We start from the raw sequence: 21,094 nt of genomic DNA, 5'->3' as shown, positions 1-21,094 counted from the left end.
GCATGAGCAGGGCGTCTAGAGCGCATCAGCGCCTCGCGGTCCGCTACTTCGACGATCGCATCCTGCTCACGGACACCTGCGCTTGGGCGTACTTCCGGCTTCCGACGGTCAGCTACGAGTTCGTCACGCCGGAAGAGCGCGAGGCGCTGGCCACCAACATCACGATCGCGCTGGCCGCGATCAGGATGCCCGACGCCGAGGTCCACCTGAGGGTCGCGCACCGCACGTACCCCGCGGCGGAGTGGGCCATGGCGCTGAACGCCACGTCCGACGAGGGGCCGGGCTGGCGCGACTACCTGGAGGAGATGTACCGCCACGTCTGGGCCAAGGACTTCTGGACCAAGGAGGTCTACCTCGGCGTACGGCTCGGCCCGCGCGGCAAGCAACTCGGCAGCGGCGTGCTGTCGCAGGTCTTCGGCTTCTACCAGAAGACGGAGAAGGCGCTGGGCATGGAGGACGACCACGTGCCCGACAGCGAGATCGGGCGCTGGACCGAGCAGGCGGAACGCCTCGGCCGGGCACTCGCGTCGAGCGCCCTCTACGCCCGTCACGCCAACTCCGTCGAGGTGGCGTGGTTGTTCCGGCACGCGGCGGCGGGCGCGCTCGGCGACCCGCCCCCGTCGGCCAGCCCGAGGCGGCGCTGGGGCAGGGGCGAGATCGAGGCCCTGGTCGAGGGGGAGATCCACAACGGCAGGTCGCTGCTGCGGATCGTGCAGCCGCAGGGCGACTCGTACGTGGCCCACCTGTCGTTCGCCCGCTATCCCGACCTGATGCCGTTCCCCGACGGCGAGCCGTGGATGCACTTCGCCGACCAGCTCCCGTTCCCGGTGGAGATCTCCTCGCGCATGAGGCTGATCCCGCCGGTCAAGGCGTCCAAGGACGTGGCGCGCAAGCTGGCGCACGCCCGTGACATGGACCACCACATCCGCGAGGCGGGGGCGGAGGCGCCGCTGGCGCTGGCCGAGCAGATCGACGCGGCCCGCATGCTGGAGCACGGCATCACCAAGGAGCGCCTGCCCTTCGTGTACGGCTGGCACCGGCTGATCATCGCCGCCCCCACGGAGGACATCTGCGTGCAGCGGGTCGAGGCGGTGATCGAGCACTACCGCGACATGGGCATCGACGTGGTCAACTCGACCGGCGACCAGTTCTCGCTGTTCTGCGAGGCGCTGCCGGGCGAGAAGGTACGCGTCAACGCCTACGCCCAGCGCCAGCCGCTGCGGACGATCGCCGGCGGCATGGCCACGGCCACGGTGGACCTGGGTGACCGGCTGGAGGGCAGCGAGGGCTGGCTCGGCCCGTACATCGGCGAGACGGTCGGCAGGGCCCGCAGCATCGTGCACTTCGACCCGCTGGTGGCGGCCACCCGCAACCGGCCGACCGCCATCGCGATCACCGGCGAGCCGGGCGGCGGCAAGACCACGCTGGCGCTGCTGATGATCTACCAGATGGCGCTGCGCGGCGTGACGGTCGCGGTGATCGACCCCAAGGGCGACGCGGAGTCCCTGGTGCAACTGCTGGAGAAGCGGGGGCGCAAGGCCCGCGTCATCCCGCTCGGCTCGGCGGCGCCGGGGCTGCTCGACCCGTTCTCGTTCGGCGACGACATCGCCGCGAAGAAGACCATGGCCACCGAGACGCTGCGACTGCTGCTGCCGCGCATGTCGGAGGAGCGCGAGTCGGCGATGATCCAGGCCGTGGCCGCGGTGTCCAACGCCGACGACCCCTCGCTCGGCAAGGTGGTCGACTTCCTGGAGCAGGCCGAGGACGCCGCCTCGAAGAACCTGGGCGCGGTGCTGCGCTCGATGTCGGAGATGCACCTGGCCAGGCTCTGCTTCGACCCGTCCGGCGGCGATCAGATCGACACCGAGGGCTGGACGACGGTCTTCACGTTGGGCGGGCTGACGCTCCCCGACGTGGCCACGAGCAGGGAAGACTACTCCTACGAGCAGCGGCTGTCGGTGGCCCTGCTCTACCTGGTCTCGCAGTTCGCGCGCAGGCTGATGAACGGCCTCGACCGGCGCGCCCCCAAGGCGATCTTCCTGGACGAGGCGTGGGCGATCACCTCCACGCCCGAGGGCGCCAAGCTGGTGCCCGAGGTCAGCCGGATGGGCCGCTCCCGCAACACCGCTCTCGTGCTGGTCTCGCAGAACGCGGGAGACCTGCTGAACGAGCAGGTGACCAACTGCCTGTCCTCCGTCTTCGCGTTCAGGTCCACCGAACGGGTGGAGGTGGACCACGTGATGTCCCTGCTGGGGGTGGAGTCGTCGGAGGAGCACAAGGCCGTGCTGCGCTCGCTGGGCAACGGCGAATGCGTGTTCCGCGATCTGGATGGCAGGGCGGGCCGCATCGGAGTGGACCTGATCTCCCAGGATCTTCTCCGTTGGCTCGACACGAATCCGACACACGACAAACCCGGCGCCGCCGGGCATGATGATCTTCAGGGGGGCGTGGGCAGGGCTCAGGAGGTACGGTCATGAAGATCCGGCTATCCCGACGACTGGCGTTGACTCTCGCACTCGTCACCGGAGTCCTGGTGGTGCCGCTCGTGCTGGGCGCGACGTCGACACCGGTTGCCGCGGCCCCGTGCGACCTGTCGGCCCCGCTCTCGCCCGAGATGGTGGGCAGCGGCGTCGACGGCCTCATCCAGCCGCCCGCCCCCGACGCGGCGGCACCGGCGGCGGCCACCAACTACGCCCAGTTCGGCATGAGCGGCCAGTTCTGGCACACCCACGAGCTGACCTGCTCCGACTACGTGGCCGTGCTGGGCAACATGTGGGCCAACGGCATCTTCACCGCGGCCAAGGCCGTCGACCGGCTGACGATCACGACGTACCAGGCGGCGGCGACCGAGGGACCGCTCCAGTCGATCAAGGACGTCGTCGACGACATCATCACGAACCTGTCCAACGCCATGTACTGGCCCTACCTGCGCCCGATCGTCATCCTGGGCGCCATCTGGCTGGCCTGGTACGGCCTGATCCGCAAGCGGGCCACCACGACCGCCGAGGGCGTCATCTGGATGGTCCTGGCCGTCACCGTGGCGGTCTGGTTCTTCAGCCGCCCCGGCGACTTCACCGGCCTGGGCACGGTCGTCACCGACAAGACCGGCGAGGTCGTCAACTCGGCCTTCTCCGGCCTGCCGGGCGCGGGCGGCGCGTCCTGCCTGCCGCCTCCGGGCGAGGCCAACCCGCAGGTCAAGGCGGGCGGCTACGCGCAGACCGGCACGCCGGGCGTCGACCAGAACGCCGACGCGCTGTGGTCCACGCTGGTCTGCAAGCCGTGGCTGGTGGGCCTGTTCGGCACCGCCGACCCGCAGCAGCCCATCGTGCGCGACTGGGGCCGCAAGGTGCTGGAGATGCAGTCGGCGCCGCAGACCCAGGCAGGTCAGCCGGCCCCTGACATGGGGGCCCGCCAGACGGAGTACGCCGCGCTGGGCGACAAGCTCAGGAACGATCCCCGCTACGCCACCTTCTCCGGCCGCGACTGGTCGAACCGGCTCGGCGTGGCCGTCGGCGCGCTCATCGCCGCGCTGGTGGCCGGGACACTGATCTTCCTGGTGGCGGTCTCGCTGCTGGTGCTGAAGGTGAGCTTCCTGCTGTTGCTCATCCTCGGGCCGATCTTCCTGTTGATCGGCGTACATCCGGGGAGCGGCCGCATCGTCGCGATGCGCTGGGTGGAGATGCTGATCGGCACGCTGCTGCGGCAGGCCGTGCTGACGATCGTGCTCAGCGTCCTGGTCTACGGGTACGCGCTCATCATCTCCACGGCCATGCCCTGGGGCATGCAGGTGCTGTTCATGGCCCTGCTGACGATCGCGGTGTTCTTCTACCGGCGTCCGTTCCAGCACCTGTTCGCCTCCATGAGCGGACACACGGTCGCCACCCGGGTGCTGGGCGAGGCGGCGAGTTCGTCCGTGCTGGAGCGCGCGGCGGGTGTGCTGCCGCCGGTCGCCTCGGCCAGGATCGGCCGCTGGGGCCTGCGCAAGGCCGAGCCGCTCATCAGGGCGGCAGGTGCGGCCAACCCGGCGGGCGCGGCGGCCACGGCGGCGGCCGGGCAGGTCCGCGCGCGCGGGGAGGAGGGCGAGGGCGCCGCTTCCGGCACCCGCATCCCGGCCACGGCGGCCCCGCTCGACACCGAGCAGCAGAACGGCAAGGCGGCCGGGCGGGCCACGCTCGAACCCCGCAGGGGCACCGCGCCGCCGCTCAACCTGGGCACTCCCGCGCGCACGCGCGGGCCCGCGGCCGGTGGGCCCCGGGCCGGTGGCACGGCCGCCGCGTCGGGCTCCGGCGCGGGTGCCGGCTCGGGTGCCGGGGCCGGTTCCGGCTCCGGTTCGGGGGGCGGCTGGTTCGGTGGGGCGTCCGGCGGCGGCTGGGCCCGGCGCGGCGGCTCGTCCAACGGCGCCCGTGGCTCCGGCGGCTCCGGGGGCTCCCGCGGTTCGCGGTTCGGCGGCTCCGGCGGGTCCGGCGGCGGGTCCCGGTCGGGCGGCGGCGGTTCGCGCGGCGGCGGTTCGCGCGGTTCGGGCGGGCTGTTCGGCGGATCGAGGGGTGGCTCCGGCGGCGGTTCCGGTGGCGGGCCGGGCGGCGGGTCCCGGTCAGGGGGCGGTTCGCGGTCGGGCGGCGGCGGGCTGTTCGGCGGGTCCTCCGGCTCGGGCGGCGGCTCCAGGTCGGGCGGCGGCACCTCGTCAGGCCCTCGGATCTTCGGCTCCGACGAGCCGTCCTCCCGCTCATCAGAGGCGCCCCCGCTCTGGCTGCGCAGCAGCGGCAACGGCGGCGGCTCCGGGGGTGACAACCCTTCGGTGCCCTTCTGGCTCAAGCCGAACAACTCCGACAAGGACTGAGACATGGCGCAGCCAGGTGACAGGCGAGGGGTGGCCTTCGCCGCCATCGTCGTGGTCATCGCAGCGGTCGGCATCTATCTGACGATGTGGCCGGACTCGTCCGACGAGGACGCGCCCGAGCCGCGACAGGTGGTCGCCACCGGTCCGGCCGTGGCGTCGAGCACGCCGCTGGCGACCGCGAGCGCCGAGCCGTTCGACGTCTACTCGTACCTGCCGATGAAGAAGGAGCAGCTCGCCGCGGCGGCGGACCTGGCCGAACGGTTCACCGCCGAGTACGGCACCTTCCGCCACGACGAGGACCCGGCCGCCTACGCCCAGCGGCTGAGGGCGTACACCACCCCCGAACTCGGCAACACACTGGCCAGGACGATGACCTCGGCGGGCACCATCGAGCAGAACCGCAACGACCAGATCGTCTCCACCGCCACGGCCCGGCTGAAGGAGATCAGGCAGGTCGAGAAGACCTCCATCGTCTTCGTCGTCACGGGCATCAGGCAGATCACCGCCGTCAGCGGCAACAAGCAGGCCACCGAGGAGTACGCCGTGACGGTGAGCGAGTCGGGAACCGACTGGCGGATCTTCGACATCAGGCCGTCCACCGAGGGCCAGGAGGGAGACCCTCCCCAGTGAAACTCCCACGAGCGCGCACTGCCCTGCTGATCGGCCTCGCCGGGATGTTGATCCTGGTCGCCGTCATCGTCTCGCCGCTGCTGCTGATGTCGATGCCGTCGTTCCTGAGCAACGGCACCACCGTCGACTGCGACGACTCGGTGCAGGTGGAGGAGGTCTCCGACTCGGGCGCGTCCGACATCCCCGCCGAATACCTGGAGCTGTACAAGGAGCACGGCAAGAAGATCGGCGTCCAGTGGAACATCCTGGCGGCGGTGGGCAAGCGTGAGACCGACCACGGCCGTTCCGACCTGCCCGGCGTCAAGAGCGGCACCAATTACGCGGGCGCGGCCGGGCCGATGCAGTTCCTGATCTCGACGTGGGGCGGCAAGGCCAGGATCCCGGTGCCGTCCAAGTTCAACGGGTACGCCTCCGACGGCGACGGCGACGGCGTGGGCGACGTCTACAACCCGGCCGACGCCATCCTGGGCGCGGCCAGGATGCTCAAGCGCAACGGCGCCCCCGAGAACGTCCGGCAGGCGCTGTTCGTCTACAACCGGGCCTGGTGGTACGTCGACCAGGTCGAGGAGATCGCCAGGAAGTACGCCAGGTCCGGCGAGGTCAAGGTGCCCCCGCAGGCGTCGGAGGACTGCGACGAGCCGCTGGTCGAGGCCGCGCCGAACGACATCGTGGCCAAGATCCTGCAGTACGCGCTGGCGCAGCGCGGCAAGCCGTACGTGTGGGGCGGGACGGGGCCCGACTCGTTCGACTGCTCGGGGGTCATCTACGCGGCCTACCAGGCGGCGGGGCTGTCGATCCCGCGTACGACGTTCCAGCAGTGGCCGTTCGGGGTCAAGGTGTTAGCGGGGCAGGAGCAGCCGGGGGACCTGGTGTTCTTCAACGCCGGTCCGGGCACCTCCGCCAACAACCCCGGCCACGTGGGGCTCGTCGTGTCGAAGGGCAAGATGCTGGAGGCCCGGTGCCGGCTGTGCGGTCCCATCAAGGTCACCAGCTACCAGGCGCGCGGCAACCAGGTGGGCTTCACCCGTCCCCTGCAGAACCCCGACGTGCTCGAACAGCTCAAGAAGCTGCAGAATCCTTCCCTATGAACGCTATGAGGACGTCCGCCGCATGAACGCGGTCGTGGTGGTGGCCGCGGTGATCGTCGCCCCGGGCGGCCGGGTGCTGGCCGCCCAGCGGGCCGAGCCTCCCGCGCTGGCGGGCGGCTGGGAGTTCCCCGGCGGCAAGGTGGAGCCGGGGGAGGACGAGACGGCGGCGCTCGTCCGGGAGTGCCGTGAGGAGCTGGGCGTCGAGATCGCCGTGGGGGCGCGGGTCGGTGACGACTGGCCGCTGTCGGCGGGCTACGTCATGCGCGTCTGGCTCTGCACTCTCGTCTCCGGCACGCCGCAGGCCAGGGAGCACCTGGCGGTGCGGTGGCTGGGGCCGGGCGAGTACTACGACGTCGAGTGGCTCGGGGCCGACCTGCCGGTCATGAAGACCGTGGAGGGCTTGCTCCCGCCGGATTAGGACGCCTGGACACCGCCGGATCGAGCCGCCGATCCGCGCCGATCCCGGCCGGTCGACCCTCGGCCCACCGGGGGATTACCCGCTGGAGCAGGATGCGGGGGATTAGCTGCTACCTCTCTGTGACACAATGACTACTAGGAGTGATTTGTCGCGGCGGGGGGTTCGCGGCGGGGGAGATGGGGAGCGATGCGGCGTGGCTGGATCGTCACCGGAGCGCTGATCCTGGCGGCGGTGCCGTCCGTGCCGGTGGCAGCGACCGGGGTGTCGCTGGTGCTCGAGCGCGTGAACGGCGCCGACATCGCCGAAGGTGTCGGCAAGTGGGTCAGGACCGGTGACGTGCAGAAGTTCCGGGTGCGGCTCAACGGGATGGCCCGGAGAGCCAAGGTCGCGGTGGCGGCCAGCCCGGTGGAGGCGTTGACGGAGGTGACCTGCGCGCCGTCGTCCGTCCAGGCCGGGTCTCCTCCCGCCCGCCCAGCGGGGGGCCCAGCGGGGGGCACTGTGGCGGGTGCGGTGCCCGATGCCACGGCCGGTGCGGCCGGCGTGGCTGGTGGGGCGATCGGCGGGGCGGACCGTGCGGCGGCCGTTCCGGGCGTGGCGGCGGCTGAGGGGGGAGCCGCCCAGGCGGCCTCCGCGCTCGCCGGTACGGGGATTCCGGTGACCGCAGCGTCAGGGGTGGTCGCGGCGGGGACGCTCGCCTCACGGGCGCTGGCGATGCGCGGAGACTCGGCCCTGACGGGCACCGGCATACCAGGAGCGCGGGTGTGCGCCCTGGGGAAGGTCACCGGCTCGCGGGCCGTGGACGTCACGCTCAGGGCTCCTGAGGGGGCCAAGGAAGTGGTGGTCGCGGCGGTGGCCCGGCTGCGGGGCGCCGAGGGCGGCGGGCTGACGACCATGAGCCGGACGGCCGCCCTGCAGGTGCGGGAGCCGGGCATCCCCGAGACGACCACGTTCACCGGCCACGCCCGGCGTCTGCGCCCAGCGGAGCACGCCACCGGCGGGCAGCCCGCCGGGGCCACCGGCACGAAGGACGGAGCCGCCGCGAGAACGGAGACCGCCGACGCCGGGGCAGACACGCGGTCCAGGGGCGCGGAGGGGCGGTCCACTTCGGAGGCCCGGCCCACGGGCGCGGAGGGTTGGTCCACTTCGGAGGCCCGGTCCACGGGTTCGGAGGCACGGTCCACCGGCAGGGGGGCGTCGGCCGCCGATACAGGGGCGCTGTCCGACGGTTCCGCGGCCGCGCTGGAGTTGCCGGAGGTCATGCCTCTGCCCCCCATAGCAGGCGCGGCACCACAGACCGGTGCCGCCGGGGCGCCACCGGCCGGTGCGGGTGCAGCGCCGTCGGCCGGGGTCGGTGGTGTCGATGGTGCCGGTGGTACCGCTGGTACCGGTGGGGTCGGTGGGATGTCGCAGTTCTCCGGGGCCGCGCCGCCGGCGGTGCCCGGCGCGTCCGGGCAGCCCGCGCCCGCCATCTCGTTCCAGGCCGGTGCCGCCGAAGGCGAGGCGCCGTTGCCGTGGGACATCGCCGCGGCGGCCAAGCCCGTCCGCCCCGCCGGATGGGCCAGCCCGATCGACGGCCCGCTGGGGTTGCCCATGGCCGCCGGGGGTATCGGACTGTTGATGGCGGCCCTCTGGGCGGTTGTCACGGTACAACGGGGCCGAAACCGGCGAAAGGTGTTGTAGTTCCGTCTTTACTGTTACTTTTACCCGGCTAGTATTCCTTTGACCATGGTTCCGGGACTGCGCGGAGGGTACCGGTGGCACGCACACGAGCGACAGCCGTGTCCGCGATCGTCCTGGCGGTCGGCTTGGCCGGCGCCGGGGCTACACCATTCGTCGTGCAGAGTGCCAGTGCTTCAGCGGCGGCGTTCCGCTCGCCGGTCGAGCCCTGTGACGTCGGCGAGCAGTGCGAACTCACGCCCGAGACGACCATCACGGTCACCACCACCTTAGGCTCGCCACCCCCCACGGACGGCGCCGGCGACGAGGCGCCGGAGACGACGGTCACCAAGACGGTCACCGCGACTCCCACCAAGGCGAGCAAGACCCCGACGCCGAAGAAGACCACCTCCTCACCTCCTGCCCCCATCCCGGAGACCACCCCGCAGAACCCGGCGCCGATCCCGAGCGCCGAGGTCCCCCCGGTCATCTCCACCACGCCCACGCCCGAGGCGTCCGTCGAGATGCCGGCGATCGCCCCGACGACCGGCGCGGGCTCCAGCCCGCTCCCGAGCCAGACGCAGGCCGCCTCCACCGAGGAGGTGCCGCTCGAGCTGCGCAACGCCGCGCCGGAGTTCGACCAGCGCGCGCTGACACAGAACCTCAGCATCCCGGCGCTGGTGCTGGTGCTGCTCGTGCTCTTCGCCGTGCTCATCTTCGAGGGACGGCTGCGCCGGATGGCCCACGCGGCGGCCGTACGCAGGGCAGGCCCGCAGGTGCCCCGGCCCGACATGCCCCCGCCCGGCGGCTACCCGGCGGGTCCCGGCTACGCGACGGCGGGCTTCGCGGCCCCCGGATACCCGGGCGGCACGGCGTACGCGCCCATCATCAGCTTCGTGCCGGTGCAGACCTACCCGCCGGGCCCGCCCCAGTACGGCTACCCCGACCCGAACCACCCGTACCCGTCGCAGGGCTACATGGAGCCGCCCGGCCCGGCGAACGTCCCGCCGGAGCCCGTGGTGCTGCACCCGGACGAGTTCGACTCCTACAGCGAGCCGCCGAGGTCCCGCGAGCGTGACCCGTTCGAGCCGCTGGTCCCGCCCGCGCCGCCGCCCTCGGACATCCCGCCGGGCGGGGCGGGCCCGTACGACCCCGACCGCGACCAGCCACTGGGCCCGGTCTCGGCCGTCGAGCAGGGCGACTCGGAGCCGTGGCAGGGCCAGCGGCCCGGCTCGTTGTTCGACCCGGCGAAGGGCCCAGTGAAGGGGTACGACCCGCCGCCGTACCTGCCGGCGGACGGGGACGTGACGGCCGTCCAGCCGCTGCCGCCGTTGTCCGAGCAGGACGAGCAGGACGGGCAGGACGGGCAGCCGCAGGGTCCGGCAGGCGGCGTCCAAGGGCCCACGGAGCCGCCAGGACAGACGGAGTCGGCGGACGAGGCAGGGCACACCAGGGAGCTGCCCGACCCCAAGCGCGGGCTCTTCGGCAGGAAGAAGAAGTGAGCTGAACGGCGAAGGGGCTGGAATCCCGGAGATTCCAGCCCCTTTCGCCGCGCCGCCTACTTGTTGTCAGCGCCGCGCCTGAAGATCTTGTTGCCCAGCCACACCAGCGGGTCGTACTTGCGGTCCACCACGCGCTCCTTCATCGGGATCAGCGCGTTGTCGGTGATCTTGATGTGTTCGGGGCAGACCTCGGTGCAGCACTTGGTGATGTTGCAGTAGCCGAGGCCGTGCTGCTGCTGGGCCGCCTCCTGCCGGTCGGCCACGTCGTACGGGTGCATGTCCAGCTCGGCGATCCGCATGAGGAAGCGCGGACCGGAGAAGTTGGTCTTGTTCTCCTCGTGGTCGCGGATCACGTGGCAGACGTTGTTGCACATGAAGCACTCGATGCACTTGCGGAACTCCTGCGAGCGCTCGACGTCGACCTGCTTCATCCGGTACTCGCCGGGCCGTACGCCGCTCGGCGGCGTGAAGGAGGGCACCTCCCTGGCCTTCTGGTAGTTGTACGAGACGTCGGTCACGAGGTCCTTGATGACCGGGAAGGTGCGCATCGGCGTGACCGTGATGGTCTCGTCCTCCTCGAAGGTGGACATCCGGGTCATGCAGCCGAGCCGCGGCTTGCCGTTGATCTCCATGCTGCACGAGCCGCACTTGCCCGCCTTGCAGTTCCACCGGACGGCCAGGTCGGGCGCCTGCGTGGCCTGGAGGCGGTGGATGATGTCGAGGACGACCTCGCCCTCGTTCACCTCGACGGTGAAGTCCTCGAGACTGCCCTCGCCGCCCTCACCGCGCCAGACCTTGAATTTTGCCTTGTAGCTCATGACTGCTTCGCTATCCCGTCGAACTCGGTCATCTCTTCGTCGGTGAGGTACTTCTTCAGCTCGTCCCGGTTGAACAGGGTGATGAGGTCGTCGCGCATGGGGGACTGCCGCTGGACCTCGACCTTGACCGTGGAACCGTCCTCGGTGGAGCAGACGAGCAGCTCGCGGCGCCACTCCGGGTTCATCCCCGGGAAGTCGTCGCGGGTGTGCCCGCCCCGGCTCTCCTCGCGCATGAGCGCGGCCCGTGCCACGCACTCCGACACCAGCACCATGTTGCGCAGGTCGATCGCGAGGTGCCAGCCCGGGTTGTAGATGCGTGAGCCGGCCGCCCCGACCATGCGCGCGCGCTCCCTGAGCTTCTCCACGACACCCAGGGCCTCGGAGACCTCCTCGGCCTTGCGGATGATGCCGACCAGGTCGTTCATCGTGCGCTGGAGCTCGTGGTGGACCTCGTACGGGTTGTCGCCGCCGCGGCCCAGGGGCGCCAGCGCCTCCTCCCTGGCCGCGTCCACCTGCTCAGGCGCGACCTTGGGCCGCTCGGCCAGGCCGTCCACGTACGACGCCGCGCCCGCGCCCGCCCGGCGGCCGAACACCAGCAGGTCGGACAGCGAGTTGCCGCCCAGCCGGTTGGAGCCGTGCATGCCGCCCGACACCTCGCCGGCCGCGAACAGCCCCGGCACGGCCGCCGCGCCGCTGTCGGCTTCGACCTCGACGCCGCCCATGATGTAGTGGCAGGTCGGGCCCACCTGCATGGGTTCGGCGGTGATGTCGACGTCGGCCAGTTCCTTGAACTGGTGGTGCATCGACGGCAGCCGCTTCTTGATCTCCTCGGCCGGCAGCCGGGTGGAGACGTCGAGGAAGACGCCGCCCTGGGGCGATCCGCGACCGGCCTTCACCTCGGCGTTGATCGCGCGGGCCACCTCGTCACGCGGCAGCAGCTCCGGCGGGCGCCGGTTGTTGGCCTGGTCGGTGTACCAGCGGTCGCCCTCTTCCTCGGTGGTGGCGTACTTGTCCTTGAAGACGTCGGGGATGTAGTCGAACATGAAGCGCCGGCCCTCGGAGTTGCGCAGCACGCCGCCGTCGCCGCGGACGGACTCGGTGACGAGGATGCCGCGCACGGACGGCGGCCAGACCATCCCGGTGGGGTGGAACTGGATGAACTCCATGTTGATCAGGTTCGCGCCGGCGAGCAGGGCCAGGGCGTGGCCGTCGCCGGTGTACTCCCAGGAGTTGGACGTGACGACGTACGACTTGCCGATGCCGCCGGTGGCGAGGACCACGGCGGGGGCGTCGAAGAGCACGAAGCTCCCCGACTCGCGCCAGTAGCCGAACGCCCCGGAGATCGCGTCGCCGTCCTTGAGCAGGCGCGTGATCGTGCACTCGGCGAAGACCTTGATGTAGGCCTCGTAGTCGCCGTAGGTCTCGTAGTCCTCCTGCTGGAGCGCGACAACCCGCTGCTGCAGCGTGCGGATGAGCTCCAGCCCGGTACGGTCGCCCACGTGTGCGAGCCGTGGGTACTCGTGCCCGCCGAAGTTCCGCTGGCTGATCTTGCCGTCCTTGGTGCGGTCGAACAGGGCGCCCCACGCCTCGAGCTCCCAGACCCGGTCGGGGGCCTCCTTGGCGTGCAGTTCGGCCATGCGCCAGTTGTTGAGGAACTTGCCGCCCCGCATGGTGTCGCGGAAGTGCACCATCCAGTTGTCGTCGGGGTTGACGTTGCCCATGGCGGCGGCCGCGCCGCCCTCGGCCATGACCGTGTGCGCCTTGCCGAACAGCGACTTGCAGACGATGGCCGTCCTCTTGCCCTGCTGGCGGGCCTCGATCGCGGCGCGCAGGCCGGCGCCGCCCGCGCCGATGACCACGACGTCGTACTCGTGGCGCTCTGTGTTGTGCGTGTTTTCCACTGAAGGCTGTCCTTACGCGTACGGGAAGGCGATGATGCCCTTGGCCACCAGGCGGACGTACAGGTCGGCGCCCATGACGGAGAACATCGAGGCCCACGCGAGGGGTTGGTGCTTGGCGTTGAGCTTGGAGACGAACGTCCAGGCCCGGTAGCGCAGCGGGTGACGGGAGAAGTGGTTGAGCCTGCCCGCGGTGATGTGCCTGCAGGAGTGGCACGACAGCGTGTAGGCGTTGATGAGGACGGCGTTGGCGATCAGGATCCAGCTTCCCAGCCCCAGCGGCTTGTGCACGAGCGCCAGGATGGCGTCGTAGGCCAGGATGACGCCGATGACGATGGCCGCGTAGAAGAAGTACCGGTGGACGTTCTGGATGATCAGCGGGAAACGCCGCTCACCGGTGTACTTGCCGTGCGGCTCCTGCACGGCGCACGCCGGCGGTGACAGCCAGAACGAGCGGTAGTACGACTTGCGGTAGTAATAGCAGGTCAGCCGGAAACCGCCGGGCAGGGCCAGGATCAGCAGCCCGGGCGACAAGGTGTACCAGTCGCCGATCGGCGCCCAGCCGAACAGCCGAGCCCCTTCGGGACACGTCGCCTCGGCCAGACAGGGCGAGGCGAACGGGGCGATGTAGGGATCAACGAAGATGCTCGTGTCGATGATCGCCCATACACCGTAGACAAGGAAGGAGCTGAGCCCCAGGAACGTGAAGAACGGGACCAGCCACCATCTGTCCGTGCGCAACGTGCGCACCTTGACCTGCGCACGCTGCCGTCGGACCGGAGCGTCGGGCGTCATTTGGGTCATCGCGGACCTCTCCACCTCCCGCGGACCCGTCGCGCAGGGGGTCCGTGGTTCGTTTCGCTGGGCGCGCTCACACTGCGGGGATCCCGCTCGGGCGCGCATTGGTGGGGGATACGTTACGACGACAGGATCGACATTTGTGAGCGGGGTCACTCACTTTTTCGATGACCGGCTGTGATTCCTGTCACGTACGTGCGTCAGAGGCTCTACCCCTGGGCGGGTAACTTCACCACGGTCACAAAAAAATCATCTATTTGACGGACAACACGGATAAATTGCTCAAAATCCACCGGCTTCGCAACATAGGCGTTGGCGTGGAGCCGGTAGCTGTGCAGAATGTCCTCCTCCGCCTCGGAGGTCGTCAGGATCACCACGGGAATCGTTCGCAGGACCGCGTCGGCCTTCACCTCCTGCAACACCTCCATGCCGCTCATCCTGGGCAGGTTGAGGTCGAGCAGGATCAGGTCGGGGCGCGGCGCGTCGGCGTAGCCCTCCCCGCGACGCAGGAACGCCATCGCCTGCTCGCCGTCGTTGACCACGCTGAGCCGGTTGCGGACCTTGTTGAAGTCGAACGCCTCCTTCGTGAGCAGGATATCCCCCTGGTCGTCCTCCACCAGGAGCACCTCGATCGGGCGCCATCCGTTCATCGTGCTTCTCCCGCCGCCGGTAGGGTCCACCGGAATGTGGCGCCCTGGTCCCCGGGTCGCCCGTCGAGCCAGAGCTGCCCGCCGTGATACTCCACGATCTTCCGGCACAGGGCCAGTCCGATGCCGGTCCCGGGGTAGACGTCGCGGGGGTGGAGCCGCTGGAAGATCAGGAAGATGCGGTCGGCGTACTTGGGCTCCACCCCGATGCCGTTGTCGGAGCAACTGAACTCCCACATGCCGCCCTCCCGCCTGGCCTCGACGTGGACGCGCGGGGGCTCCTCCGAGCGGAACTTCAGCGCGTTCTCGACCAGGTTCTGGAAGAGCTGGGTGAGCTGCAGGGCGTTGCCGTCGACCCGGGGCAGCTCGTCGCGGGTGACGGTGGCCCCGGTGTCCTCGATCGTGGCCGAGAGGTTCTCCAGCGCCCGGTCCAGCGCCGCGCCCGAGTCGGTGACGGCCCGCTCGCCGGTGATCCGGCCGACCCTGGAGAAGTCGAGCAGGTCGTTGATGAGCAACTGCATGCGCTTGGCGCCGTCGACCGCGTAGTGGATGTACTGCCTGGCCCGCCCGTCGAGTTCGGAGCCGTAGCGCTGCTCCAGCATCTGGGTGAAGCTGGCGACCTTGCGCAGCGGCTCCTGGAGGTCGTGGCTGGCCACGTACGCGAACTGCTCCAGCTCCCCGTTCGACCTGCGCAGCTCCTCGGCCTGGTCGGTGGCCGTGCGCCAGGCCGACAGGATCCGGGCGCGCATGGAGTCGATGTGGCTGGACAGCTCGGCCAGCTCGGCCGGGCGGTCCACGTGCAGCTCGCGGTCGAAGTCTCCGGCGGCGACCGCGCGCACCTGCCCGGCGAGCTGCTCGACGGGCTTGAGCACGGCGTAGCGCACGATGACGGCCAGCCCGGCGCCGCAGGCCATCAGCAGCGTGAACAGCACGACCAGCGCCTTGGTCAGCCGGCTGATCTGCGCGGCCTCCTCGGAGGTCGGGGCCAGCGCGGCGGCCTGGCCGATCATCGCCATGACGACCACGACCCCGGCGGCGAAGGTGACGCCGGCCACCACCCCGATCAGCAGGAACCAGCGGGCGACGGGCAGCCGGCCCAGCCCGGTCGGCTCCTTCGGCGGGGGAAGCGGATGGATGCTCATGCTCTCCTCCTGCGTACCATGACCACGGCCAGGTCGTCGCTGAGCGAGCCGACGTGCCCGATGAGCCGGTCGAGGTCGATGGCGCCGTGCGCGCGCACCAGCGCGACCAGGCCGTCCACGCCGAGGAACTCGTGGGGACCTCCCACGGTCGCCTCGATGAGACCGTCGGTGTAGAGCATCATCGACCACTCCTCGCCCAGCGGCACGTCCAGCACCGACCACTCCACGTCGGGGAAGATCCCGAGCGGCGGGCCCGACGGCGAGCCCGGCACCACGTCGACGACGCTCCCGCGCACCAGTACGGGCGGCGGGTGGCCGACCAGGCGCATCGTGGCGTGGGTCAGGTCGGGCGTGATCGTGGCCAGGCACAGCGTGGTGAAGATCTCCGGATCCTTGCGCTCGGCCCGCAGCAGGCTGTCGAGCGTACGCAGCAGCGTGTCGCCGGTCTGGCCGGCCAGCACCAGCGTGCGCCAGCCGATGCGCAGCGCCACGCCGAGCGCGGCCTCGTCGGGGCCGTGGCCGCACACGTCGCCGATCACGAGGTGCACCGAGCCGTCGGGGGTCTGCACGGTGTCGAAGAAGTCGCCGGCCAGCGTGCCGCCGCTGCCCGGCAGGTAGCGGGTCACGTGCTCGATCGAGGCCGTACGCAGCAGCGGGCCGGGTAACAGGGCGCGCTCCAGCCGGGCGTTCTCCTTGGCCGTCAGCTCGGCCTGGACGAGCTTGAGCTGGGCCACGTCGGCGCGTTTGCGCTCCATCGCGTACCTGATGGACCTGGCCAGCAGCCGCGCGTCCACATCGCCCTTGACCAGGTAGTCCTGCGCCCCCGACTGCACGGCGGAGACGCCCATGTGCATGTCCCTGAGCCCGGTGAGCACCAGCACGGCCGTGTGCGGCGCCAGCGCCAGCACCTCGTCCAGCGCCTCCAGCCGGGCGGCGTCGGGCAGGGACAGGTCCACGAGCACGCACTGGATCTCGGGGGTCAGCTTCGACCTGGCCTCGTGCAGGCTCCGTGCCCGGAAGATCCTGGGCGGCGCCATGGCCTGCTTGAGCAGCTCTTCGACGAGGAAGGCGTCGCCGTCGTCGTCCTCCACGAGCAGCAGCGTCAGCGTTTCCGAGAGATTTGCCGTCAAGACACCTCATCGGGGAGTCGGAGCTTTCGCTCATTCTGCGATGAGTTCCACCCCTTGTGGAAGCGTGCCCTCGTGCCCGGCCTCGACGACGAAGGACAACAGCGTCTCCCTGAACGCCTGCGCGGCCCTGGGTGGGTCGACGTCCTTGCGGTGGGCCAGCGCGATCGTACGGCTGAGGCCGGGCGGCGCGAGCGGCGTGCCCAGCAGCCCCGGCCGGCCGTCGAGCACCATCGACGGTACCACGGCCACCCCCAGCCCCGCCTCCACGAACCGCAGCACCGCGTCCATCTCACCGCCCTGCACCGCGAAGCGCGGCTCGAAGCCGGCCTGCCGGCAGGCCGCCAGCGTCGCCTCCCGCAGGTCGTAGCCGCGCCTGAACATCACCATCGGCCGGCCCCGCAGGTCTTCGATGCGCAGGTAGGGGCCCTTGACCTGGGTGTGGGAGGGGGAGACGACGACGAGGTTCTCGCGCAGGACCTCCTCGGTCACCAGCGAGGGGTCGTCGCTCTGCAGCGGCATGATGATCAGCGACAGGTCGAGCTGCCCCCGGGCCAGCGCCCTGATCAGGTCGCGCGACCCGCCCTCCTCCACCAGCAGCTCGATCCCCGGGTACGAGCGGTGGAAGCGGGCCAGCACGTCGGCCAGCAGGCCCGAGCAGAGCGACGGCGTGGCCCCGAGGCGCACCCGCCCGCGGCGCAGCCCGGCGAGCTGGGCCACCTCCTGCCTGGCGGTGTCGGCGTCGGCCAGGATGCGGCGGGCCAGCGGGAGCAGCGCCTCACCGGCGGCCGTGAGCGTGACGTTGCCGCGCGCCCGCGAGAACAGCCGCGCGCCGAGGTCCTCCTCCAGCGCCTTGATCTGCTTGCTGAGCGACGGCTGCGCGACCCGCATCCGCTCGGCCGCCTGCGTGAAGTGGCGGGACTCCGCCACCGCGACGAAGTACGCGAGCTGCTGGAACTGCATGTGATATTCCTCGCACCGCCACCGCGTAAGGTCCCGATAAACCCCTACCGACCCACATCATAGCCGCAAGCTATCGAAACCACTCCTGTCATGACTTGGACGGATCATCGCTGGGTACCTAGCGTGTGAAGACGTGACTGCCACGATAGAGCGGGGCGCCGCCACAGCGCCCGTCACCGATAGCACCCCCAAGAAGTCCCCAGCCCGCAAGAGGCCAGGCGGCTTCCTGACCTCGTCGAGCGGCAAGAAGGTCGTCATGGCCGTCACGGGCGCCGTGATGGTGCTCTTCCTCGTCCTGCACATGCTGGGCAACCTGAAGATCTTCTTCGGCCGCGAGTCCTTCAACGAGTACGCCCACGCGCTGCGTACGCTCCTCGAGCCGATCGCGCCCTACCGCTCGGTCCTGACGATCCTGGAGATCGGCCTCGTCGCGGCCGTCGTCCTGCACATGTGGGCCGCGATCTCGCTGTCCCGCCGCGCGGGCAAGGCCAGGCCGGTCAAGTACGTCGCCAAGAAGTCGCAGGCGAGCGGCTACACCACGCACATCATGCGGTGGGGCGGCGTCACGATCGTGCTCTTCGTGATCTGGCACCTCCTCGACCTGACCTTCGGCGTCGTGAACCCCAAGGGCTTCGACTCCGCCCCCGCCGACCGGATGGTCGAGGGCTTCGACCCGTCCCGGTGGTGGGTGACGCTGATCTACGTCGTGGCCGTCGTCATGGTCGGGCTGCACCTGCGCCACGGCGTCTGGAGCGCCTTCCAGACGCTGGGCTGGGCCAACCGCAACCGCTACCGGGTCCTTCGCGCGACGGCCGGGCTGCTCTCCGCGGTCCTGGTGATCGGCTTCCTGGCTCCGCCCCTCGCGATCACGTTCGGAGTTGTCAAGTGAAGTACACCGAAGGCCCTGAGCTGCGCGACACCAAGGCTCCCGAGGGGCCCATCCAGGAGCGGTGGGAGAAGCGCAAGTTCGGCGCCAAGCTGGTCAACCCGGCCAACAAGCGCAAGCTCCACGTGATCGTGGTCGGCACCGGCCTGGCGGGCGGATCGGCCGCGGCCACGCTGGGCGAGCTGGGCTACAACGTCACGTCGTTCTGCTACCAGGACTCGCCGCGCCGCGCCCACTCCATCGCCGCGCAGGGCGGCATCAACGCCGCCAAGAACTACCGCGGCGACGGCGACAGCATCTACCGCCTGTTCTACGACACCGTGAAGGGCGGCGACTTCCGCGCCCGCGAGTCGAACGTCTACCGCCTGGCCCAGGTCTCGGTGAACATCATCGACCAGGCCGTGGCGCAGGGCGTGCCGTTCGCCCGCGAGTACGGCGGCCTGCTCGACACCCGCTCCTTCGGCGGGGCGCAGGTCTCCCGTACGTTCTACGCCCGCGGTCAGACGGGGCAGCAGCTCCTGCTGGGGGCGTACCAGGCGCTGGAGCGGCAGATCGCGGCCGGGACGGTCACGATGCACACCCGGCACGAGATGCTCGACCTGATCGTCGCCGACGGGCGGGCGCGCGGCGTCATCGTGCGCGACATGGTGACCGGCGAGATCGAGCGCCACCTGGCCGACGCCGTGGTGCTGGCCACCGGCGGCTACGGGAACGTGTTCTTCCTGTCCACGAACGCCAAGGGCTGCAACACCACCGCCATCTGGCGGGCGCACGAGCGGGGGGCGTACTTCGCCAACCCCTGCTACACGCAGATCCACCCGACCTGCATCCCCGTGTCGGGCGAGTACCAGTCGAAGCTCACGCTCATGTCCGAGTCGCTGCGCAACGACGGCCGCGTGTGGGTGCCGCTGCGCAAGGACGACGAGCGCGCCCCCGGGGACATCCCGGAGGAGGAGCGCGACTACTACCTGGAGCGCATCTACCCGGCCTTCGGCAACCTGGTGCCGCGCGACATCGCCTCGCGCGCCGCCAAGAACGTCTGCGACGAGGGCCGCGGCGTCGGCCCCGGCGGGCTCGGCGTGTACCTCGACTTCCGGGACGCCATCAACCGCCTCGGCCGCGACGCCGTCGAGAAGAAGTACGGCAACCTCTTCGAGATGTACGAGCGCATCACCGGCGAGAACCCGTACGACGTGCCGATGCGCATCTACCCGGCCGTCCACTACACGATGGGCGGGCTGTGGGTCGACTACGACCTGCAGTCCACGATCCCCGGCCTGTTCGTCATCGGGGAGGCCAACTTCTCCGACCACGGCGCCAACCGCCTCGGCGCGTCGGCGCTCATGCAGGGCCTGGCCGACGGGTACTTCGTGCTTCCGACCACCCTCGGCGACTACCTGGCCGCCGGCCCGTTCGGAGAGGTGGACGAGGAGGCCGTGGCCGAGGCCGAGATCAAGGTCCGCACCAGGATCGACCGGCTGCTGGCCGTGAACGGCACCCGCACGCCCGACTCCTTCCACCGCGAGTTGGGCAAGCTCATGTGGGACTACTGCGGCATGGAGCGCACCGAGGAGTCGCTGCGCAAGGCGCTGGAGCGCATCCCCGAGCTGCGCGCGGAGTTCTGGCAGAACGTCAAGGTGAGCGGCGCCGCGGAGGAGCTGAACCAGGTGCTGGAGAAGGCCGGCCGCGTCGCCGACTTCTTCGACCTGGCCGAGCTGATGTGCCTGGACGCCCTGGTCCGTACGGAGTCCTGCGGCGGCCACTTCCGCGCCGAGTCGCAGGACGCCGACGGCGAGGCCCTGCGCGACGACGAGCACTTCGCGCACGTGTCGGCCTGGGAGCACGCCGAGGACGGTCCCGTCCTGCACAAGGAAGCGCTCGAGTACGAGTACGTGAAGATGACCCAGCGGAGCTACAAGTGAACCTGACCCTGCGCGTTTGGCGGCAGAGCGGCCCCTCGGACGCGGGCCGCATGGTGACGTACCGGGTGGAGGACGTATCTCCGGACATGTCATTCCTGGAGATGCTGGACGTGCTCAACGAGCGGCTCATCCTGGAGGGCGACGACCCGATCGCCTTCGACCACGACTGCCGCGAGGGCATCTGCGGCATGTGCGGCATGGTCATCAACGGCGTCGCCCACGGCGAGCAGCGCGCCACGACCACCTGCCAGCTCCACATGCGCCACTTCGAGGACGGCGCCGAGATCACCATCGAGCCGTGGCGCGCGGCCCCGTTCCCGGTCGTCAAGGACCTGGTCGTGGACCGTAGCGCGTTCGACCGCATCATCCAGGCGGGCGGCTTCGTCTCGGTCCCGGCCGGCTCCGCCCCGGACGCCCACAGCGTCCCGGTACGCAAGGAGGACGCCGACGCGGCCTTCGACGCGGCCACCTGCATCGGCTGCGGCGCCTGCGTGGCCGCCTGCCCGAACGGCTCGGCCTCCCTCTTCACCGCCGCCAAGATCACCCACCTGAGCCTCCTGCCGCAGGGCCAGCCCGAGCGGCTGTCGCGCGCCAAGGCGATGGTGGACCAGATGGACGCGGAGGGCTTCGGGGGCTGCACGAACACGGGCGAGTGCACGGCGGTCTGCCCGAAGGGGATCCCGCTGGACTCGATCGCGCAGATGAACGGCGACTACCTCAAGGCCAGCGCCAAGTAGCCAGCCCCTGGTGCCCCGGTGACCA

The 21,094-nt window shown here is 70.5% G+C and carries 17 protein-coding genes; 10 read left to right on the top strand and 7 right to left on the bottom strand.

Annotation, left to right across the window (positions count from 1 at the left end):
* Positions 1 to 2: 2 nt before the first annotated feature.
* The 7 genes from ACZ6S0_RS25805 (at position 3) to ACZ6S0_RS25775 (ending at position 10,131) form a co-directional block, all read left to right on the top strand.
* Positions 3 to 2,477: an ATP-binding protein gene (locus ACZ6S0_RS25805; protein WP_465921883.1), complete on the top strand. Its 2,475-nt coding sequence runs from the start codon at positions 3 to 5 to the stop codon at positions 2,475 to 2,477.
* Positions 2,474 to 4,837, top strand: coding sequence for a type IV secretion system protein (locus ACZ6S0_RS25800; RefSeq protein ID WP_465921882.1), 2,364 nt, complete (start codon positions 2,474 to 2,476; stop codon positions 4,835 to 4,837). Before ACZ6S0_RS25805 ends, ACZ6S0_RS25800 begins: the two co-directional genes overlap by 4 nt.
* A 3-nt stretch (positions 4,838 to 4,840) precedes the next feature.
* Positions 4,841 to 5,467 (top strand): hypothetical protein, encoded by a 627-nt coding sequence (locus tag ACZ6S0_RS25795; RefSeq protein ID WP_465921881.1) that lies wholly within the window; start codon positions 4,841 to 4,843, stop codon positions 5,465 to 5,467.
* Positions 5,464 to 6,555, top strand: coding sequence for a C40 family peptidase (locus ACZ6S0_RS25790; RefSeq protein ID WP_465921880.1), 1,092 nt, complete (start codon positions 5,464 to 5,466; stop codon positions 6,553 to 6,555). Before ACZ6S0_RS25795 ends, ACZ6S0_RS25790 begins: the two co-directional genes overlap by 4 nt.
* 22 nt (positions 6,556 to 6,577) lie before the next feature.
* The gene (locus ACZ6S0_RS25785) at positions 6,578 to 6,973 is read left to right on the top strand and encodes a (deoxy)nucleoside triphosphate pyrophosphohydrolase (RefSeq protein ID WP_465921879.1); all 396 of its coding nucleotides are present in this window, start codon (positions 6,578 to 6,580) and stop codon (positions 6,971 to 6,973) included.
* Positions 6,974 to 7,159: 186 nt separating this feature from the next.
* Positions 7,160 to 8,653, top strand: a complete 1,494-nt coding sequence (locus ACZ6S0_RS25780; protein ID WP_465921878.1) for a hypothetical protein — start codon at positions 7,160 to 7,162, stop codon at positions 8,651 to 8,653.
* 155 nt (positions 8,654 to 8,808) lie between these two features.
* Positions 8,809 to 10,131, top strand: a complete 1,323-nt coding sequence (locus ACZ6S0_RS25775) for a hypothetical protein (protein ID WP_465921877.1) — start codon at positions 8,809 to 8,811, stop codon at positions 10,129 to 10,131.
* A gap of 56 nt (positions 10,132 to 10,187) precedes the next feature.
* Here the strand turns inward: ACZ6S0_RS25775 and ACZ6S0_RS25770 are convergent, their stop codons facing one another.
* From ACZ6S0_RS25770 to ACZ6S0_RS25740, 7 genes are all read right to left on the bottom strand, one after another.
* Complete coding sequence (locus ACZ6S0_RS25770; protein WP_465921876.1) at positions 10,188 to 10,949, bottom strand: succinate dehydrogenase/fumarate reductase iron-sulfur subunit; 762 nt, start codon at positions 10,947 to 10,949, stop codon at positions 10,188 to 10,190.
* Positions 10,946 to 12,850, bottom strand: coding sequence for a fumarate reductase/succinate dehydrogenase flavoprotein subunit (locus ACZ6S0_RS25765; protein ID WP_465921875.1), 1,905 nt, complete (start codon positions 12,848 to 12,850; stop codon positions 10,946 to 10,948). Before ACZ6S0_RS25765 ends, ACZ6S0_RS25770 begins: the two co-directional genes overlap by 4 nt.
* 12 nt (positions 12,851 to 12,862) lie before the next feature.
* Entirely contained in the window at positions 12,863 to 13,597 is a 735-nt protein-coding gene (locus ACZ6S0_RS25760; protein ID WP_465922054.1) for a hypothetical protein, read from the bottom strand.
* A gap of 257 nt (positions 13,598 to 13,854) precedes the next feature.
* Complete coding sequence (locus ACZ6S0_RS25755; RefSeq protein WP_465921874.1) at positions 13,855 to 14,295, bottom strand: response regulator; 441 nt, start codon at positions 14,293 to 14,295, stop codon at positions 13,855 to 13,857.
* Entirely contained in the window at positions 14,292 to 15,434 is a 1,143-nt protein-coding gene (locus ACZ6S0_RS25750) for a sensor histidine kinase (RefSeq protein WP_465921873.1), read from the bottom strand. Before ACZ6S0_RS25750 ends, ACZ6S0_RS25755 begins: the two co-directional genes overlap by 4 nt.
* Positions 15,431 to 16,564, bottom strand: a complete 1,134-nt coding sequence (locus ACZ6S0_RS25745) for a PP2C family protein-serine/threonine phosphatase (protein WP_465921872.1) — start codon at positions 16,562 to 16,564, stop codon at positions 15,431 to 15,433. Before ACZ6S0_RS25745 ends, ACZ6S0_RS25750 begins: the two co-directional genes overlap by 4 nt.
* A gap of 30 nt (positions 16,565 to 16,594) precedes the next feature.
* On the bottom strand, positions 16,595 to 17,524 hold the full coding sequence (locus ACZ6S0_RS25740) for a LysR family transcriptional regulator (protein WP_344884028.1): 930 nt from the start codon (positions 17,522 to 17,524) through the stop codon (positions 16,595 to 16,597).
* A 133-nt stretch (positions 17,525 to 17,657) separates the two neighbouring features.
* Here ACZ6S0_RS25740 and ACZ6S0_RS25735 point away from each other — a divergent pair, with 133 nt between their 5' ends.
* From ACZ6S0_RS25735 to ACZ6S0_RS25725, 3 genes are read left to right on the top strand one after another with little or no spacing between them, the layout of a single operon-like run.
* Entirely contained in the window at positions 17,658 to 18,413 is a 756-nt protein-coding gene (locus tag ACZ6S0_RS25735) for a succinate dehydrogenase cytochrome b subunit (RefSeq protein ID WP_465921871.1), read from the top strand.
* Positions 18,410 to 20,332 carry a fumarate reductase/succinate dehydrogenase flavoprotein subunit gene (locus ACZ6S0_RS25730; RefSeq protein WP_465921870.1) on the top strand — a complete coding sequence of 641 codons (1,923 nt, stop codon included), beginning with the start codon at positions 18,410 to 18,412 and terminating at the stop codon, positions 20,330 to 20,332. The genes ACZ6S0_RS25735 and ACZ6S0_RS25730 overlap by 4 nt, the downstream gene beginning before the upstream one ends.
* Entirely contained in the window at positions 20,329 to 21,069 is a 741-nt protein-coding gene (locus tag ACZ6S0_RS25725; protein WP_344884021.1) for a succinate dehydrogenase/fumarate reductase iron-sulfur subunit, read from the top strand. Before ACZ6S0_RS25730 ends, ACZ6S0_RS25725 begins: the two co-directional genes overlap by 4 nt.
* Positions 21,070 to 21,094: the final 25 nt, after the last annotated feature.

The organism is Nonomuraea sp. NPDC051298, from assembly GCF_055586305.1.
Note: the sequence above shows the minus strand (reverse complement) of the source record. Positions and strands in the feature narration are given on the sequence as shown.